Annotated in this window: 14 protein-coding genes; 9 read left to right on the top strand and 5 right to left on the bottom strand. The window is 70.7% G+C overall.

The genetic code is table 11. The features are described from left to right. Positions 1-79 precede the first annotated feature (79 nt). The 3 genes from QSK36_RS31550 to QSK36_RS31540 form a co-directional block, all read right to left on the bottom strand. Positions 80-3,253 carry a glycosyl hydrolase 115 family protein gene (locus QSK36_RS31550; RefSeq protein WP_285784897.1) on the bottom strand — a complete coding sequence of 1,058 codons (3,174 nt, stop codon included), beginning with the start codon at positions 3,251-3,253 and terminating at the stop codon, positions 80-82. A gap of 80 nt (positions 3,254-3,333) precedes the next feature. Continuing rightward, complete coding sequence (locus tag QSK36_RS31545; protein WP_182898305.1) at positions 3,334-3,699, bottom strand: ribosomal maturation YjgA family protein; 366 nt, start codon at positions 3,697-3,699, stop codon at positions 3,334-3,336. Between the two features lie 36 nt (positions 3,700-3,735). Beyond that, positions 3,736-4,023 (bottom strand): DUF1707 SHOCT-like domain-containing protein, encoded by a 288-nt coding sequence (locus QSK36_RS31540; protein ID WP_285784896.1) that lies wholly within the window; start codon positions 4,021-4,023, stop codon positions 3,736-3,738. A 14-nt stretch (positions 4,024-4,037) separates the two neighbouring features. On the opposite strand from QSK36_RS31540, the gene QSK36_RS31535 reads away from it, so the two are divergent. The 6 genes from QSK36_RS31535 (at position 4,038) to QSK36_RS31510 (ending at position 11,111) form a co-directional block, all read left to right on the top strand. Beyond that, on the top strand, positions 4,038-5,126 hold the full coding sequence (locus tag QSK36_RS31535; RefSeq protein WP_183533871.1) for a serine hydrolase domain-containing protein: 1,089 nt from the start codon (positions 4,038-4,040) through the stop codon (positions 5,124-5,126). Positions 5,127-5,160: 34 nt separating this feature from the next. After that, positions 5,161-5,334 carry a hypothetical protein gene (locus QSK36_RS31530; RefSeq protein WP_221263377.1) on the top strand — a complete coding sequence of 58 codons (174 nt, stop codon included), beginning with the start codon at positions 5,161-5,163 and terminating at the stop codon, positions 5,332-5,334. 157 nt (positions 5,335-5,491) lie between these two features. Further along, on the top strand, positions 5,492-6,466 hold the full coding sequence (locus tag QSK36_RS31525) for an SLAC1 family transporter (protein ID WP_285784895.1): 975 nt from the start codon (positions 5,492-5,494) through the stop codon (positions 6,464-6,466). A gap of 38 nt (positions 6,467-6,504) precedes the next feature. Then, positions 6,505-7,074 (top strand): TetR/AcrR family transcriptional regulator, encoded by a 570-nt coding sequence (locus tag QSK36_RS31520; protein WP_183533869.1) that lies wholly within the window; start codon positions 6,505-6,507, stop codon positions 7,072-7,074. Between the two features lie 80 nt (positions 7,075-7,154). Further along, the gene (locus QSK36_RS31515) at positions 7,155-7,637 is read left to right on the top strand and encodes a hypothetical protein (RefSeq protein WP_285784894.1); all 483 of its coding nucleotides are present in this window, start codon (positions 7,155-7,157) and stop codon (positions 7,635-7,637) included. Between the two features lie 144 nt (positions 7,638-7,781). Then, positions 7,782-11,111, top strand: coding sequence for a S8 family serine peptidase (locus QSK36_RS31510; protein ID WP_285784893.1), 3,330 nt, complete (start codon positions 7,782-7,784; stop codon positions 11,109-11,111). 76 nt (positions 11,112-11,187) lie between these two features. Here QSK36_RS31510 and QSK36_RS31505 read toward each other — a convergent pair whose 3' ends face one another. Both QSK36_RS31505 and QSK36_RS31500 read right to left on the bottom strand, forming a co-directional pair. Next, a complete protein-coding gene (locus tag QSK36_RS31505) occupies positions 11,188-12,555 on the bottom strand; it encodes a protein kinase domain-containing protein (protein ID WP_285784892.1) in 1,368 nt (455 codons plus the stop codon). Next, the gene (locus QSK36_RS31500) at positions 12,545-13,930 is read right to left on the bottom strand and encodes a DUF4407 domain-containing protein (RefSeq protein ID WP_183533866.1); all 1,386 of its coding nucleotides are present in this window, start codon (positions 13,928-13,930) and stop codon (positions 12,545-12,547) included. The genes QSK36_RS31505 and QSK36_RS31500 overlap by 11 nt, the downstream gene beginning before the upstream one ends. Positions 13,931-14,148: 218 nt before the next feature. On the opposite strand from QSK36_RS31500, the gene QSK36_RS31495 reads away from it, so the two are divergent. Genes QSK36_RS31495 through QSK36_RS31485 form a run of 3 tightly spaced genes read left to right on the top strand, consistent with a single transcriptional unit; the run spans position 14,149 to position 18,844 of the window. Beyond that, positions 14,149-15,579 carry a hypothetical protein gene (locus QSK36_RS31495; protein WP_285784891.1) on the top strand — a complete coding sequence of 477 codons (1,431 nt, stop codon included), beginning with the start codon at positions 14,149-14,151 and terminating at the stop codon, positions 15,577-15,579. Between the two features lie 8 nt (positions 15,580-15,587). Then, a complete protein-coding gene (locus QSK36_RS31490) occupies positions 15,588-16,565 on the top strand; it encodes a DEAD/DEAH box helicase family protein (RefSeq protein WP_285784890.1) in 978 nt (325 codons plus the stop codon). Further along, positions 16,562-18,844 (top strand): type 2 periplasmic-binding domain-containing protein, encoded by a 2,283-nt coding sequence (locus tag QSK36_RS31485; protein WP_285784889.1) that lies wholly within the window; start codon positions 16,562-16,564, stop codon positions 18,842-18,844. Before QSK36_RS31490 ends, QSK36_RS31485 begins: the two co-directional genes overlap by 4 nt.

Raw genomic sequence — 18,844 nt, 5'->3', positions numbered from 1 at the left:
GATAACAAGGGATCGCAATCAGGGATAGAGAGGCGGCCCCCGTGCCGGTAAAACGGGGGCCGCCTCGGTCATCGGGAGGTCACCTGACGTGGTGACTCTCCGGCGGGCCGAGGTAACTCGGGATCACGCCGCCGGTGTCCACGACGAACCGCTGTACGACCACGGTCGGGTCGACCATCCAGAACTTCAGCGTGTGCACGCCCGGTCCGCTGATCGTGTGGGTCGTCGTGGTCACGTTCGCGTTGTCGGAGGTGTTGCGCGCCCACTGCGCGTTCATCGTGGTGTCGTCGGCTCCGGTGGCCTTGGTGACGTTCACCACCTGCGGCGCGCCGTCGTCGATCGAGACGGCGTAGCGCAGGCCCTCGGCCGGCAGCACGTTGTTGCGCGGGGACAGATACGCCGAGACCTTCACCGGCCCGCCGCTCGTCAACGTCCCCGTCAACGTCATCGTGTATTCCAGGCGCGCGCCGTCGCCACCGGGAGCGCGGCTCGCGGCGGTGACGGGCCACGGGATGACTCCGTCACCGGTGCGGCCGATGCCGGGGACGACCTTCCATCCGGCCCCGGCGGCGTCCACGGCGCGGGTGTAGTGGGCGGCCTCGATCGCGACGTACCCGCCGGCCTCGACGAAGCCCTTCACCCGCAGGCCGGGCTTCCGCTCGGGCTTCTGTATCAGGGCCTTGACCACCACCCGCGCGCCCGACGGGCCCGTCACCGTGATCGGCACCTCGGACGTGCCCTGCGGCGCGCGGGACCAGTCGACGCGTACGTCTGCCCGCACCTGGTCGGTCACCCTCCCGGCGGCGGGCGTGACGCTCACCCACGGCGCGGACGGCGTGATCGAGTAGTCGAAGGGCGCGGCGCCCCGGTTGAACACCTCGATGTACTGCCCCGGCGCGGTCTGATAGGGGCTGAACGCCGGCAGCACGGCCGGTGACGTCTCCGCGGGCCACCACGCGTCCGAGCCGTCGATCGCGACGCCCATGTCGGCCGCCTGGGGCACCTCGATCCTCTTGAGGTGCGGGTAGAGGGCGTCGGGCAGCGCCACGTCGTTCAGCTCGGGCTGCTGCCAGGGTGCGTTCGGGCCATACCGCTCGACGTCCCCGTAGCCGATCTTGGGCTGGGTCTGGAAGCCGTTCCACTTCCCGCCCGCGAGCGTCTCGTTGTAGTACGCCGACATGGCCCGGTCCTCGTCGAACCCGGCCTGCGCGAGGTCGGCCATCCGGTTGGTCGCCGCCCTCCCCTGCCGGGCGTACAGCAGGTTGGTGAACTGCGCCCTGCGCAGCTCGTACAGGTTGGCGCTCGCCTTCACCTCGTAGTAGACGAGCTGGTAGAAGGCGTCGTCATAGCCCGCGGGCAGGGCCTCGCGGATCTTTTCGGCCTTCGCCGCGAGCCGCTGCCACTCCGCCGTGACCCGGTCCATCTCCTGGTAGGCCGTGAGGCTGAACGGCGTCGCCCGGTCGTCGTCGACGACGGCGGAGGAGTCGGTGGCGAGGTCCTTGGCCGGATCGACGGTGATCTTCCGGTTGAGCAGCTCCGGCTTGCGCCGCGACTGCAGCCGGCCGTACTCGTCGAGGACCTCGGCGATGTCACCGGCCGGTTCCGGGCCGAAGTTCTGCGCGGCGTACGCGCGCCGCCACTCGCCGAGCCGCTCCGGCGGCCAACGGCCGGGATCCCAGGCGTAGTCGAGGAAGAACTGGAGCGGAAGCTCCTGGCTCTTCATGTCGCCGGCGTTCACCACCCACAGCCGGTCCACACCGTAGGTGTAGGCGAGGTTGAGCTGCTCCCAGGTGTTGGCCAGGTTGGTCGTGTCGACCCACTTGTAGTTACGCCCGGCGCCGACGTAGTCGAAGTGGTAGTAGATGCCGTAGCCGCCGGACCGCTCCGGCAGCGACCGGTCGGGCAGCTTGCGCATGTTGCCCCAGTTGTCGTCGCAGAAGACGACCGTCACGTCGTCCGGCGGGCGCAGGCCCTGGTCCCAGTAGCGCTGGACCTCCTTGTAGAGGGTCTGGACCTGCGGGATCGTCGTGATGTCCGCCCCGCTCTCCTTCGCGAGGATCTCCCGCTGCGCGGCCAGGATGCTCTTCATGAGGTCGATGCCGTCGCCGTCGGGCAGGCCGACGTCGCCGTTGCCGCGCATGCCGAGCGTGACCACGCCCTCGAAGCCCTGCTCCTTCATCCGGCGGATGCCGTCGGCCCAGTACTTCTCGATCGCCTCGCCGTTGCGGCGGAAGCTCCACTCGCCGGTCCCGCCGTACGGGTCGTGGCCGGGGGTGACGATGTTCCCCTGGCTGTCGCGTACGGCGGCCACGGCGTGCCGGTTCCACTCCTCGATGCCGCGCATCATCGGCGCCTCGTGCGAGGTGCCCATGACCACGCCGTACTGACTGGCCGTCTTGTGGTTGTCCGGGTCGTCCTCGGCGAACGCCCGGCCCCACACCGCCGGCCACAGATAGTTGGCCTTGAGGCGGAGCATGACCTCGAAGACCCTGGCGTAGAACCTGCTGGTGAAGCCGCCCTCGTAGCCGGGAGCGAGGCCAGGGCCGAAGAACTCGGGCGCCCACGTGCCGAGCGCCGGGTTCTCGTCGTTGACGAAGAAGCCGCGGTATCTGACCTTCGGCGTGCCCTGGCTGTGCCGCCCCGGCAGGACGTACAGCGCGTCGCGGTGGCGGGCCGGGACGTCGTCCCACCAGTACCAGGGCGAGACGCCGATCTCCCTCGACACGTCGTAGACGCCGTAGATCGTGCCCCGCTGGTCGCTGCCCGCGATGACGAACGCGCGGCGCACGCCCGGCAGCGGGTTCCGCACGACCTGCTCCAGGGACGTCTCCCACTTGCCCGCGATGCCGCGTACGTCGAGCTTGCCCGCCTCGATCAGACCGTCGATGAGCGGGCTCTTCCCGATCGTGCCGACCAGCACCACCTCGCCGGTCTTCGGCACGGTGTCGGTGGAGACCGCGGGCTGTACTCCGGTGACCCGTTCCACGTCGGCCTGCAGGTCGCCCACGACCCGGGTGACGCCGGGGAAGTCGCTCGCGCTGACGACGATCGGGGCCGCCCTGCCCCGCGCGACGAGAGGGAACCGGCCGGCGCCCGGCGTGAAGGCGATGTAGGAGCCGGCCCGTACGTCGTCATGGTGAGGTGCCGGCGCGGACGGGTTCGCGGTGGCGGGACCGGCGACGACGGTGGTCGGGGTCACGGCCGCCGGCGAGGGGGACACGCCCGGGAGTTGTGGCCCGGCGAACCTGCTCATCACCGATTCGAAACTTTCTATTCGGCTTCGAAATTTTCGAGTAAAGGGATGTTAGCTTTCACCACAGAAGCGGTCAACGGTTATCTCGTGCGAAGCGATTGAATGGCGTATCCGACGGCGGCGCCCACCGCGTACCAGAACAGGTCGGGGGCGTTGAACGTCGTGCCGAGCACCAGGCGTGCCAGCGTGCTGTGCGCAGACAGCGCGGCCGGCACTCCGGTGAGCTGGGCGAACTCGACCAGCCAGCTCACCCCGAGCGCCACGGCCGCCACCGCCAACGGCCGGGCGCGCGGCGCGGCCACGACGACCAGCGCGTACACGAGGAGGGTGTAGAGGAGGTCGCCCGCATACTTGGCGACCGCGCCCGGCAGCAGCGCCCGGACCGCCAGACCGGCGGCCACGACCACCACGGCGGCGGCCAGCGCGGCGAGTCGGCGATGCGGCATCCGGGCACCCTATCGGGAATCCGGCATTTTCGATCGTCAGGGGATTCGGTGGTAGCGCACCCAGATGTCGCCGCCGATGTGCCCGGACAACCGCAGCACGGCGCCGTCCGGGTCGGGCGGCACGGGAGAGGTGTTGTGGACGCGGCCGAGCCGTTCGGTCGGCTCGTCGAGGGTGATGCGGCCCTCGCCGACGGCGGCGCGCAGCGTCTCGGCGACACGGTCCCTGTCCCGGTCTCCGGCGCGTGATTCCGCGTTTTTGGCCCTCGCCAGGCACGCATATCCGTAATCACAATCCTCGCCTGACCGAAATATTCGGTGCGTCACGTTAGTTTGGGTGCATGCGCAGATCGCGCGTCGCCGTTCATGCGGCTGTCGTCCTCGCGCTCGTTTCGGGTGCGGGCGGGGACGGCCTGCGGCAGGTCCTGGACAACGCCGTACGGCAGGGCTCTCCGGGCGCGCTCGCGCAGTCCCGCGACGACGGCGTGGTGCGGAACCTGTCCAGCGGTGTCGCGGACGTCGTGGCGCACCGGCCGCCCAGCGCGGACATGCGGTTCAGGATCGCCAGCATCACCAAGACCTTCGTGGCCACCGCGATCCTGCGGCTCGTCGCGGAGGGCCGCCTCCGGCTCGACACTCCCCTCTCGGAGGTCCTCCCCGGCGTGGTGCGGAACGCCGGCGCGATCACGATGCGCATGCTGCTCGCCCACACCAGCGGTCTCTACGACTACACGGAGGATCCCCAGGTCGAGCGGCTCGCGGAGAAGGACCCCGCCCACTGCTTCACACCACGGGAGTTCGCCGACGCGGCCGGACGCCACCCGCCGGCGTTCCGGCCGGGCGCTTCCTGGAAGTATTCCAACACCAACTACAGCCTGCTCGTCCTGGTGATGGAGAAGATCACCGGCCGGCCGTACGCCCAGGTGATCACCGAGAGCGTGCTGCGCCCGCTCGGCCTGAAGGACACGTACTTCCCCGGGTGTTCGCCCTGGGTGCGCGGGCCGCACCTGCACGGGTACGTCAAGCCCGACCCCGCCCGGCCCGACCTCAAGGACGTCACCGTCTTCAACCCGACCACCTCCGCGGGCGACGGCGACATGATCTCCACGGTGGGCGACCTCAACCGCTTCGTCTCGGCCCTGCTGGCCGGGCGGCTGCTGCCGCGCGGACTGCTGGACACGATGCTGACGCCGACACCCGGCTCCTTCCCCCAGAGCGACACCTTCCGGTACGGCCTGGGCACGGTGATCGCCACCACGCCCTGCGGCGTCACCGTGTACGGCGGCGCCGGGACCATGGACGGCTCGCTGACCTGGGTGGCCGGCACCCGCGGCGGGCGGCACACCATGGCGTTGGCCCTCAACGGCTCGTGGGTCGACCAGACCGCCGTCACCACCCGGGCGATCACCGCCGAGTTCTGCCCCCGATGACCACGACGCTCGTGAACTTCTATGCTGACCGGCCATGGACGGCATCGCGGCCACGCTCGGCACCGCCTGCGCGGTCTTCGCGGGCACCAACGTCGACGACGTCGTCATCCTGACCGTGCTGTTCCTGTCGGCGCGCGCGAAGGGCCGGCCGCGCCCCTGGCAGATCGTCACCGGCCCCCGCTCGTCTTCGTCGGGATCGGCACGCTGATCGTGCTCGAATCCGGGGTCGTCGGCCGTCTGATCGCCCTCCTCTGAACTCTGCACCTTGAGGGGGACGGCGTTGACAGCTTAAGACGACCGGTCATATTGTTCCCTCGGTCGCTCGCCCCAGAGCGCGGGAAGCACGAAAAGGAAGAAGGCCGACCATGGCCAGCACGACGCCGGTCCCCACTCGGCTCCCCCTCAACACCCTCGGCATCGGCTTCGGACTCTCCGGACTCGCGGGCACCTGGACGGCGGCCGTCCCCGCGCTCGCCGCTCCGCCCGCGGTCGGCGAGGCCCTCTGGGTGGCGGCGGCGGCACTGTGGGCCGGCACCCTGGCCCGATATGGCGCGAGGGTCACCCGCCTCGGTGACATCGCCGAGGACCTGCGGCATCCGGTCCTCGGGCCGTTCGCCGCGCTCGCCCCCACCACCGGCTCGCTCCTCGCGGCCCACCTCGCGACGTACCTCCCGGGCGTCGGGGCCGCGCTCGTCTGGACGATGCTCGCGATCGCGGCGGCGTTCGGCGCGTGGTTCGTCGCCTCGATGCTCACCACGCCGCGCCGGCCCGCGACGCTGCACGGCGGGTATCTCCTCCCGACCGTCGCGGCCTCGCTCATCGCCGCGCAGTCACTCGCGACCATCGGCCACCGGGGGGCGGCCACCGCGCTGTTCTCCGCGGGCATCCTCTTCTGGCTGCTGATCGGCGCCGTCCTCCTCGTGCGGTTCGCCACCGGCCCCGAGCTGCCCGGGCCACTCATGCCGACGCTCGCGATCTTCTCGGCACCGCCCGCCGTCGCAGGCAACGCCTGGTGGGCGATCGCGGGCCCGCAGCAGAACACCGCGCACGAGGTGTTGCTCGGCACCCTCGCCGCCCTGCTCCTGCCCCACCTCTTCCTGCTCCGCAGGTACGCGCACATCCCGTTCGTGATCGGCTTCTGGGCCTTCACCTTCACCACGGCGGCGAGCGCGACCTACGGCGTGCGCCTGCTGACGCTCACCCCGTCGGCACCGCACACGACGCTCGGCTGGCTCGTGACGGCGTCGGCGACGGTGATCATCGGCGGCATCGCGGTCCGCTCGCTCGCCCTGCTCCGCCTGCCGCGCCGCCGCCACGTGGAACAGGTCCAGCCCGCCTGATTTTTGACACCTCCAAGACGAACGGTCATATTGAAGCCATGCCTCAGGTAAGCGTGAAGAACAAGCTGGTCGAGAGCGCCGAGGACGTGTTCCGCCGACAGGGGTTCAACGGCGCGAGCGTGCAGGACATCACCAGCGCCGCGGGCGTCCCCAAGGGGTCGTTCTACAACCACTTCGAAAGCAAGCAGGCGCTCGCCGTCGAGATCGTGCGGCGCTACGCACGCGGCACGAACTTCGCCGTGCTCAGCGGCGACGGGCCCGCCCTGGAGCGGCTGCGCGGCCACTTCGTCGCCATGGTCGACCGCACCCGCGACACCGGCGTGGAGTTCGGCTGCCTCCTCGGCACCTTCGCCAGCGAGAGCAGCAGCGCCGGAGACCAGGTGCGTACGGCGGTCCGCGAGATCCTCGAGGACTGGACCGAGGACGTGGCCCGCACGGTGCGTGAGGGCCAGGAGGCCGGCGAGATCACCTCGGCCCGTCCGGCGAGGACGCTGGCGGCCTTCCTGATCGACTCGTTCGAGGGCGCAACCCTGCGCGCCAAGACCATCGGCGATCAGTCCGTCGTCGCGGAGCAGCTCGAGATCGCCCTCGACGCGTTGCGCGCCTGACCTTACCGGGAGCCCGGCCGGCGCCTGCGGGCAACTTTCACGATCTTAAGATGACCAGTCACCTTCAAAAGGAGCCCATGATGACCGCCCTGCTGACGACCGTGCTGGAGGCTCACGGCGGCCCGGCCCGATGGCGGGAGGCCCGGCGCATCTCGGCCCGGCAGTTCTCCGACGGCGCCCTGTGGCCGTTGAAGGGACACCCCGGCGCCGTCGACGACGTCACGGTGACCGTCGACCTGCACCGCCAGTTCACCAGCCACACGCCCTTCCTGGGCAAGGACCGGCGCACCGCGTTCACCCCGGACCGCGTCGCGATCGAGACGACCGAGGGCGAGGTGGTCGAGGAACTGCGGAACCCGCGCGCGTCCTTCGCCGGACACGAGCTGACGACGCCCTGGAACGCGCTACAACTCGCCTACTTCACCGGCTACGCCATGTGGACCTACCTGACCGAGCCGATCTCCCTGACGTTCCCGGGCGTACGGACCGAGGAGATCAGCCGTCACGTAAGCGGAAAAATCACTCCATGGAACGATCTAGCCGGAAAAACGATCGCTAGTTAAACTCCGAGTCAGCTTCGGCCACCCGTCTCGGGTGGCCGTTCGCTCGTCGCCCAACGGGGAGGGCCCTGCCCTCCCATGCCCGTGGGCGGCGCGGCTCCTCCACGCCCTGGACGGCGAGGCCTGACAGGTCTCCATGGAGGTGCCGTGTCGAAGAAGCCCCCACCTGCCTACGTACGGACCACAGCGATCGTCGCCGGCCTCGGCCTCGTGACAGCGATGATCCCGGCGGCCTCCGCCGCCGCGGACCCCACCCCCACCCCGTCGAGGTCGTGGAGCGCCACGGCCGTGACGGGCGCCGAGCGCGTCCAGGGCGCCAAGTCGGCCAGCGGCCGGCTCGCCAAGAGCGACGCGGCGCTGCTCGCCTCGAAGTCGCCGGAGCGGACGAGCGTCGTCGTAAAGCTCGACTACGACGCGCTCGCGGCCTACAAGGGCGGCCTGCCGGGACTCCCCGGCACCAGCCCGTCGGTCACCGGCAAGTCGCTCAACCTGAAGAGCGGCGACGCGGCGAAGTACCAGAAGCACATCGAGGGCATCGAGAACACCTTCCTCAGCGAGCTGGGCAAGAAGATCCCCGGCGTCAAGGTGGGGCAGAAGCTCCGCACGGTCTACGGCGGCGTCGCCCTGACACTGCCCGCCAACAAGGCCGCCGACCTGCTGAGGCTGCCCGGCGTGGCGGCCGTGCAGGAGGACAGGCGGGAGCAGCCCCTCACCGACTCCAGTCCCGAGTTCATCGGCGCGACCACCGTCTACAACCAGCTCGGCGGCGCGAAGTCGTCGGGCAAGGGCGTCATCGTCGGCATCCTGGACACCGGCGCGTGGCCGGAGCACCCGTCGTTCGCCGACCCGGGAACGCTCCCGGCTCCCCCGCCGAAGGCGGACGGCACCCCGCGTACGTGCGACTTCGGCGACAACCCGCTGACGCCGGCGGCCGACCCCTACCAGTGCAACCACAAGCTGATCTCCGGCCAGCCGTTCCTGGAGACCTACAACGCCGTAGTGGGCGGAGAGGTCTACGGGGACAGCGCCCGTGACTCCAACGGCCACGGGACGCACACCGCCACCACGTCGGCGGGCGGGCCGGTCGACCACGCCAACCCGCTCGGCATCGACCGCGGCGCGATCCACGGCATCGCGCCCGCGGCCCACGTCGCGGTCTACAAGGTCTGCGGCGCGGAGGGCTGTTACCAGTCCGACTCGGCGGCCGCGGTCGCGCAGGCCATCGCCGACGGCGTCAAGGTGATCAACTTCTCGGTCGGCGGCGGCGCCGACCCCTACAGCGACCCGGTCGAGCTCGCGTTCCTCGACGCGTACGCGGCGGGCGTGTTCGTGTCGGCCTCGGCGGGCAACTCGGGACCGGGCGCCGGGACGACCGACCACCGCGGCCCGTGGGTCACCACGGTGGCGGCCTCGACGCAGAGCCGCACCTACCAGTCGACGATCACGCTGACCGGCGGGCCGTCGATCAAGGGCGCGTCGATCACGCAGGGCGTCTCGTCACCGCTGCCCGTGGTGCTCGCGTCGGCCCCGCCGTACAACGACCCGCTGTGCGTCAACCCGGCGCCCCCGGGGCTGTTCGCCGGAAAGATCGTCGCCTGTGAGCGCGGCCCCAACCGGGTGGTCAAGGGATTCGCGGTCAAGCAGGGCGGCGCCGCGGGGATGATCCTCTACAACTCCACGCCGCTCGACGTCATGACCGACAACCACTGGCTGCCGACGGTCCACATCGACAAGCCGGAGACCGACGTGCTGCTCGCCTGGCTGAGCGCGCACCCGGGCGGCACGGCGAGCTTCACCCAGGGCGAGAAGACCACCTGGCAGGGCGACGCGATGACGACGTTCTCCTCGCGCGGCCCGGGCGGCGACTTCCTCAAGCCGGACGTCACCGCGCCCGGCCTGCACATCCTGGCGGGCAACACCCCGACCCCCGAGTCACCGCTGGAAGGCCCCCCGGGCAACCTCTACCAGGTGATCGCCGGCACCTCGATGTCGTCGCCGCACGTCGCGGGCGCGGGCGCGCTCGTGTTCGCGCTGCACCCCGACTGGACGCCGGGCCAGGTCAAGTCGGCCCTGGAGACCACCGCGACGACGAAGGTCACCAAGCAGGACCGGACCACCCCGGCCGACCCATTCGACTACGGCGGCGGCCGTATCGACCTGACCAAGGCGGGCGACCCCGGACTGACCCTCGACGAGACCGCGGCGAACTACGCCGCCTCGGCGGCCGACCCGATGAACCGGATCGACCTCAACCTGCCGTCGGTCAACGCGCCCGTCATGCCGGGTGTGATCAGCGCCAAGCGCACGCTCGTCAACACGACAGGAAAGACGCTGGTCTACTCCGCGACGGGCACCACCGTCAGCGGGGCGAACATCACGGTGCTGCCGCCCCTGTTCACCGTGAAGCCGGGCAGGAGCCAGAAGATCACCGTGGTGATCACCGCGCCTGACCTGCCCGACGGGCAGTACTTCGGCCAGGTGACCCTCAGGCAGGTCGGCGGCAAGCGGGAGCAGCACCTCCCGGTGGCCTTCCACCGGCAGGAGGGCGCCGTGCCGATCGACCAGACCTGCGCCCCGAGCACCATCGCCAAGAACGCGGGCGAGTCCACCTGCACGGTCACGGTCCAGAACAACACCCTGGAGGACACCGACGTCACCGCGCTCAGCACGCTGGACGCGAAGCTGCGGCTCACCGGCGCGACGGGCGCGACCACGATCGGCAGCCAGGTCGTGACGGCCAGGGGCACGCTGGCGGGCAGGCAGCCGGACAAGCCGAGCATCGCGCCCGGTGAGACCCCGGCGGGCTACCTGCCGCTCTCGGCCTTCGGCATCGCCCCCACCCCCATCGGCGACGAGGAGGCGCTGAACTTCAACGTCCCGGCCTTCACCTACGCCGGCCGTACGTACAACAGGATCGGCGTCGTCTCCGACGGCTACACGGTCGCCGGCGGCACGAACGGCTCGGCGGACATCCAGCTCGCACCGCAGACGCTCCCCGACACGACGCCGCCGAACGGCGTGCTCGCGTCGTACTGGACCGACCTGAACGGCGCGGGCGCCCCCGGCGTCTACGTCGCCAGCCTGACCGACGGGGTGAACAGGTGGCTCGTCGTCGAGTGGCAGGTCTACCTGTACGGCACGAACAGCCTCAAGGTCTTCCAGCAGTGGATCGGGCTCAACGGCACCGAGGACATCTCGTACGCCTACGACCCGGGCAACCTGCCCGGTGACCCGGGGGCGGTCTACGGCCTGACCGTCGGCGCCGAGAACGCGGACGGCACCGCAGGCAGCCAGATCAGCGGCCCGCCGACGCAGGACTACCGGATCACCAGCACGCCGGGCGCCCCCGGCGGCACGCTCACCTACTCCTTCACGGTCAAGGGCTTGTCGTCGGGCACCGGCACCGTCACGACCGGCACCTCCACTCCCCAGGTGAAGGGCATCACGGTCGAGGTCGACAAGATCACCGTTCAGTAGGGTTTCCGGGAGGCTTTCAAGGCCCGGCGGACGCGCGTGTCCGCCGGGCCCTCGTCGCAGGGATCAGTCGCAGGGTTCACTCGGCGATGGCGATCTGGGCGCGTACGGTGGGGCTGAGCCCGGACAGAAGGCGCTCTGCGCGACCGTCCGTGGTCGCCCGGAGCAGGGCCGCGGTGACCGGCGGCGGCACGTACTCCAGCACCTGCCGGGCCCGCCGGGTCGTCATCGCCTCGACCAGCCGGACCGCGGCGGGGGTGACGCCGAGCGCGTTGAGGATGTCCGCGGCGACCCGGTCGGGGACGTCCGCCAGGATGCTCGCGCCCCGGCTCGCGGGCAGCTGCCGCAGCAGCGCGGCCGCTCCCCCCGCGGTCATGTGACCGACCACCCGCCCGGCTTGATCGGACGGCAGCAGGGCCAGCACACCGGCCGCCCGGGACGGATCGCCGGCCATGGCGTCCAACGCCCGCCCGGCGGCACCGGGCGCCATCGCGGCGAGCGCCGCGGCCGCACCGCGTAAGGAAGTGTGCGGCGACGGCGGCCGGGGGGGTTGCTGCTGGGGTCGCGGCCTCTCGACCGGCGGCTTGGACCGCGGCTTCTGGACCGGCGGCTCCAGCCGCGGCGGGGCGGCGATCACCGCCAACCGGCGGTCGAGTTCGGCCGCCCCCATCCGGAGCGCGGGGTCCTTCCTTAGCAACCCCGCGATCACGTCGTACAGCGGCCCGCGGCGGCGAGGCGGCGGAAGGTCTGCGTTGCAGACGGCGTGCACGGTCGCGTAGGCGTTGTCCCGCCGGAAGGGCGAGTAGCCTTCCAGCGCGCAGAAGAACGTGACGCCGAGCGACCACAGGTCGGCGGCGGGTCCCACCGCACGCGCGTCGATCCGCTCCGGCGCCATGAACTCCGTGGTGCCGAGCATGATGCTGTGCGACGTGAGCCCGCTCTCGCCGACGATCTGCGCGATGCCGAAGTCGACGAGCACCACCTTTCCGCCGCGGCCCACCACGATGTTGGCCGGCTTGACGTCACGGTGCAGCACATGCGCGGCGTGTGCGGCCGTCAGCCCGGCCAGGACGTCGCGGCCCAAGGCGGCGATCTCGCGCTCGGACAGCGTCCGCCGCCGGATCAGGTCGTCCAGGGAGCCGCCCTCGACGTAGACCATGACGATCCACGGCGAGCCGCCCTCCTCGAAGACGTCGTAGATCTCGGCGATCGCGGGGTGTCTGATCCGGGCCAGCGACCGGGCCTCGCGCAGGGCCCTCGCCCGCTGGATCTCGAGCCCCTCGCCGTACGGCGTGAGCAGGACCTCCTTGAGCGCGACGAGCCGGCCCAGCATCCTGTCCATCGCGAGCCAGACCGTGCCCATGCCGCCGCGGCCGAGCTGGGACCTCAGCTCGTAACGATCCCTGATCACCCGCCCCGGGCGCGCCATCGGAGCGTCAGTCGTCATCGGGCAGCAGCTCGACACCGCCGGGGCGCTCGGCGCCGGTCCGAGGAACCCGCATGGTCCTGTCGTCCGGCATCCGCCTCAGTTCCTGGTCCTCCATCGAGTCGTACACGCCGGTCTCGCCGACGGTCTCGGCGCGGGTGCCGGTGGGTCCCCGGTACGCCGCGCCGTCCTCGGGGACGGTGACGACCGGTTGGGGTCCGGTTTCGCCCGTACGGGACCAGATGCGCCAGACATCCTGCGAGCGACCCGGGGGCGAGGCAGGTGTCCCGGGGTCGCCCGTGCCCTGCGAGGTGAAGGTCCCCCGCGCGTCCCGGAACTCGTGCTTCTCGGCCAGCGCGAGAACCTTCTCGTAGTTGCCCGGCCGCTGCATCAGCTTGATCGTGACCGGCAGGCACTCGATGAGGAGGAACAGCAGGAACAGCAGCAGGCGGGTGACGCCGAGGCTGCTGTCCTTGCCGGTCACCTCGTTGAGCGCCTGGATGCGGATGAGCAGGCCGTTGGTCGCCATGTTCTCCGCGTCGAAGGACGCCTGGAGGTCCGCCTGCCGCTTGATCCCGGCGTCGAGCTGCGCCTTCGCCTTGGGCAGGGCGTCCTGCGCGCTCGCGAGGCGGGCCTGCTTGGCCTCCTCGCTGCCGGCGTTCAGCTCCCGCTTCCGGTCCTCGATCTGCCGGTTGATCAGGTCGATCCGCCGCTTGTCCTTCTCGTACGCGCGCCGGCTGTCCTGGGCGAGAGGGCCGTCGCCCTTCTTCGGACACGACGGTCCTCCGTACAGCTGGCACTGCCACTCGTTGTAGTGCTTGTCGGCCAGCTTCTGCTGCTTGGCGCGCTCGGCGGTCAGCGCCTTGACGTTCGGGTCCTGCCCGGTGTCGATGGGCACGTCACCACCGGAGGAGATGACTTTCTCCAGGTCCGCCACCTCTTTGCGGAGCTGGCCGACGTCCTTGCCGACGTTGCCCTGCTGCTGCCGCGCGGCGAAGGTGTCCGCACGCTGCTGCTTGATCTGGACGATTTGGGCATCGATTTCAGATCGGAAGATCTGGAGCACTAATGGCGTGGAGATGACGAATCCGAGCAGGAGCGCCATGAGAACGCGCGGAACGGCCAGCGGCCAGCGACGGGGGGCGTCCGCCTTCATCGTGCTGACCAGCCAGCGGTCGAGGCTCAGGATCATCAGGCCCCATACCAGCGCGGCGAGGACGGCCAGGACGACGTTGACGCCCAGGGCGCTGTTGAGAGCGAACGTCATCGAGACGACCGCGAGGACGGCCGTCGTGAGCACGGCTCCGCCGATGCCCTCGAACTTCCCATACTCGCTCGGACACCGTTCGAGCACCTCAGGCCGCGCTCCGGACAGCGCAATCAGAAACCGCCTCATGTTTCTCCTCGCCTACGCGCACATATTGGAACGTGGCATAACGCTCGAGACTCGGGCTATCGTAGATCCCCGCCGTAAGATTGCGGGAAACTGAGAATGATTCGACGCATCGACACAACAAGAACCCTACCGTTATGACAAGTCGTCTTTTCGTTGTTACCCGCTAGTTCGGATATAGGGGGACGGGAGCGACGAGTAGGACAATCAACGGAGGATCCGTGTCAGAGCCCGACAAGGCTCTGCTTCGCAAGGCCGTCGCCCGAGCCGTTGCGGGGCTCACCGCCACCGGCCGCCTCACAGTCGTGGAGGTCGCCGCCGACGGCATGACCGTCTTCCGAATCCACCGGGACGACAACGGCAGGCCTCGCTGCCACTACTGGTCGTCGTCGTGGGAGGACCTGACCTCCGACTCCGAGCAGGGGTGGGGGCACGAGTCCTCCCGGCAGGCCGTGCTCCGGGCCGCCGACCTGCTCGCCGCCGACGAGGTCGTCCTCGTCTGCTCGTTTCCCGACGGCGCGGAGGCCAACCGGGCGCTCGGCTGGCTGGGCGAGGTGCGGCCCGCCGCCGTTCTCCCCTGTGACGGGCCGGTCATCGCGATCGTCGAGGATGTCCTGGCCTCCGACCCGCTGTCACGGTCGTACGACCTGGTCGTGTTACGTGCCGACCACGCGAGCGGGCGGCTGCGGCTGGGAAGCAAGCAGTTGTTCCCGATCGGCACCCTTCCCGGGACCCGGGCCGAGGTGCCCGTGCGGTGCGAGCCCGGCGACGAGTACGGCACCGCGTTCGCCGTGGTCACCTGGCAGGGCCGGGAGCCCAGGCTGCTGTCGGTGCACAGCGCCAGGCTCACCCCCGGCCGTTACCTGCTGACGGCCGAGCTGGTGCGACCGGGGAAGGTGCGATTCACCGGCGTGCCCGAGCTGGCCCGGGACCCGCGCGGCTGGAGCGACCTCGTGGCGGCGGCGCCGTCGCAGCTGCCGCCCCAGGCCGGGCCCGCGCACCTGATCTGCGCGGTGGAGGTGTGCGGGCCCGACGCGAAGGTGGAGGAGCGCCTGAGCCGGGTACGCCAGATGGTCAGTCATCTGTCCGCCGAGCTCGCGGGCCTCCTGCGGGTCTCCCTCGTGGCGTACGGCGCGCACTCCTACGACCACCGGTCGGCCGGAGAGCATCCGGTGGAGGTCGCCGCGTGGCAGGCCACGCCCGAGCGCGCGCTGGCCGCCCTGGAGTGGCTGGAGGAGCGCGGCACGATCACCGAGGGCTACCCCTACTATCCGCACGCCGCCCAGGTGGAGGACATGCTGGACGCCGTGGCCCGGCGGCTCACGACGTCGGAGCAGGTGCGCACGGTCCTGCTCACGGTCGGCGACCGCCCGCCGCACCCGGCGCGTACGAACCGGTCGCTGATCCTGCCCTGCCCGCGCCCGCACGACTGGCGGTTACTCCTGGGCCGCGTCCAGAGCCGGCCGGACATCGTGCTCGCCGCGATCTGCGACCGCCAGGACACCTCCGCGCACCCGGCCTGGCGTCAGCTCGGCGCGAACGCGCTCGCGCATCTCGACGCCCTCGACATCCGGGGGCTGGCCGCAGACCTGGGACTGGCCGCGCCCGACGCCCTTCCCATCCCGTTCCCCCTCCTCGACGAGACGGAGTGAGACCAGTCATGCAGTCCGACCCTGCGCAGGGACCACCGGCCCACGACATCGCCATGTGGGGCGCCCCCGGCAGCGGCAAGACCACGCTTCTGGCCGCCCTGAACATCGCGCTGATGCGGCGGAAGGACGACTGGAAGATCATCGGCTCCGACGCCGCCTCGTCCGACTACCTCATCGAGAGAACGAACGCGCTGTCGAACGGAAAGATCTTCCCGGAGGCGAGCCAGAGTCTGGAGCACTACCGCTGGACGCTGGTCGGGCCGGGCGGGCGGCAGGAGCGCCGGTGGCTCCGCAAAGCCCGGCCCACCCCACCGCTGAAGATCGGCATCAGCATGGTCGACGCGCCGGGCGGTCTGTTCGGCGCGGGCCCGGGGAGCGGCTCCGGAGTCGTCGACGACCTGCGCGGGCGCCTGATGGACAACCTGGTGAAGAGCAGGGGCCTGGTCTTCCTCTTCGACCCCATCCGGGAGTTCGAGCTCGGTGACGCCTTCGACCACCTGCACCCGCCGCTCACCCGCCTCGCCGAGAAGATGCTCGAGACCGGAGAGCTGCGGGACGGGATGCTCCCCCATCACGTCGCGGTCTGCATCACCAAGTTCGACGACCCCCGCGTGCTCGAGACCGCGGAGAAGCTGCACCTGCTCGACTCCGCGCCCGACGACGAGTACGGATTCCCCCGGGTGACCAGCGAGGACGCCCGCGACCTGTTCCGGGCGCTGTGCGAGGTGTCCGCCAGCGGCAACGCGGACATGGTCGTCAACGCCCTGGACCAGTTCTTCCACCGCACCCGCGTCGAGTTCTTCGTCACCTCGTCGATCGGCTTCTACGTACGGCCGCACACGAAGACGTTCGACCGGAACGACTACCAGAACCTGCTGCCCGAGGCGGGCAGGGAGCTGCGGATCCGGGGGCAGGTCCATCCCATCAACGTCGTCGAGCCCATGCTGTGGCTCGGTCGGCGCCTCGCCGCCGGCGGTCCACGGTGATCGGTTTCGAGTGGGCGCTGGAAGGCAAGCGACCCGGCAGCTACGACGAATACGGCCTGCTGGAGTGGAGCGACGGGCGGCTCGATCGCGGGGTGTTCGACAAGCTCAGGCACCGCTACACCGCGAGCACCGCCGGCGACCTGCCCCAGGTGACGATCGGCACCGCGAGGATCAGCGAGAACGGACAGATCTCCCACTACCTGGTTCTGGCGATCCGGGAGTGGTCGGGTCACCGCGACTTCGCCAACCGCAAGATCGCCTACACCCGGTGGTTCTACGTGCCGTACGAGCAGCTCGTCGATCAGCCGGTGTCGTACACGGCGCTCTACACCGCCTTCGCCGCGTTGCCGCTGGAGCCGCGGCCTCCGCTGACCGTGGCCGTGCCGCCGTACGACCCGGAGGCGATGGCACCCGGGCCGGACACGCTCTCCGCCGCGGCGCTGCTGCTGAACGGACGGCCCGTGTGCGTGATCGGCGCCGACACCGTCCCCATGATCGATCGGCTGCGATTCGCGGACACCGTCGCGGCGCTGCTGCCGTACGGGACGCGGACCAGGTTCACCGCCGCCACCTGGACCAGCAGCACAAGCGAGCACAGCATCAAGCTGTCGTTCGCGCGGTACGCCCCCGAGGGGGCGCAGACGGTGGTCTGGGGGCGCGCGGCCGACAGCGTCCTCGACCAGACGCCCTCGAAACTCTGCCACCAGTTCTACACACGGTCCGACGTCCCGGCGACGGAGATGATCGCCAGGCTCGCCAGGCAGACCGAGCCGCTGTCGATCGAGAAGGACCGGCCCAAGGTGCTCCAGCTGGTCGAGCAGTCCGGTTCCGGGGCACCGGAGCCCGAACCCGAGCCGGATCACTCCCCGCCCGGCCCTCCTCCCGCCCTACCCGTGAGCTCCATCGACACTGTGGCCCCCACGGACACCACGGTGGCGTACCGGAACGGCGCGGGAAACGCCTACACCGAGGCGCTGGCCGACGCGCTCGCGTACGCCAAGGACGTCCGCGCCGCGGTCGAGGATCTGGCTCGCTCGGGCACCAGCCCCACCACCCGGCAGCACCTCCAGAGAGTGCTGTTCCAGCGCAACTGCTTTCGCAGTGTGATCGATCCCCGAAGTGACGCGACCCGGCTCTACGCGCGGCTCGTGGACGCGGCCTTCCCTGCCGAGGAGATGTGGAGGCAGTCCAGCCAGGACGTCGCCGACGCCCTCATCTGCTCGCCGAGCACGCCGGATGTCGTGCGGCAGAAGCTCGCCTCCCTCATGGGCACGCCTACCGTCGAGCGCCGGCGGACCTGGCGGGCTCTCGACCGGCGAGTCCGCCTGACGGTGACCCTGACGGGAACGGCCGCGGTCGTCGCGGCGGCCGTCGTGGCCGTGTTCCTGACCCTGGGCGACGCCGGCGAATCCCCACCGGAGGCCCTCGCCCCTGCGCCGCCGGCGGTGGTCGTCCAGGCGCCCGCCGACCAGCGGTACGCCGCCGAGGCCTTCGCCGAGAGGCTCCGCCGCGACGGGTACGCCCCGGCCATCGTGACGATCGATCCCACGAGCGTCACGCCGCCCGCCGGTGTGCCGGCCGTGACCATCGCGTACGACCTCGACGTCCTCGAGTCGGCCGGCGGCGGTCAGTTCTCCGGAAGGGACGTACGGGAGGGCCTGCAGGCACGGGGCCTCAGTGAGCTGGCGGACCTCCGGGTGACGAGCACCGACGTCCTGCTCGTCAGGGACGGCGTCAAGCCGGGAAGGTTCCTCGACCACCCCGGCGAGGGCGACGACATCCTCATCCGCAACACGATCGGCGGGGAGCAGTTGCGCGCGCTGACCGATCACGGCGTCCGGCTGACCACCGTGCCGGCCCAGGAGATCTCGCGTCTGCTGGCCGAGGGCCGCGCCGACGCCGCGATCGTGCCCGAGAGTGTGAGCGCTTTCGAGGGCTACCAGCGCCCCGCTCCGCGGGACCTGCCGTTTCCGCAGCGCAGGCTGGTCGTGCTCGTCAACCGCGCGGCGGACGAACCGATGCGGCAGGACCTGCTCCAGGTCGCCCAAGCGACCGATCTCGGGCACGCGCCCCAAGGCGACCCCAAGCTGGCCGCGAAGGCCCTCGTCGATCGCATCGCCCCGGTAGAGGAACCGACATCCGTGGAAGAGCCGGAGGGGAAGGCCCCGTTCCCGTACGTCCTCTTCTTCGTTGTGGTCGCCCTCGCCTTCGTGGCGGTGGTGCTGCTGATGTGGCGGCCCGCCCGCCTCGGCGGAACGATCAGCCGTCACCGCCGGTGA

It is taken from the genome of Microbispora sp. NBRC 16548 (assembly GCF_030268985.1).
GTDB lineage: Bacteria > Actinomycetota > Actinomycetes > Streptosporangiales > Streptosporangiaceae > Microbispora > Microbispora catharanthi.
Note: the sequence above shows the minus strand (reverse complement) of the source record. Positions and strands in the feature narration are given on the sequence as shown.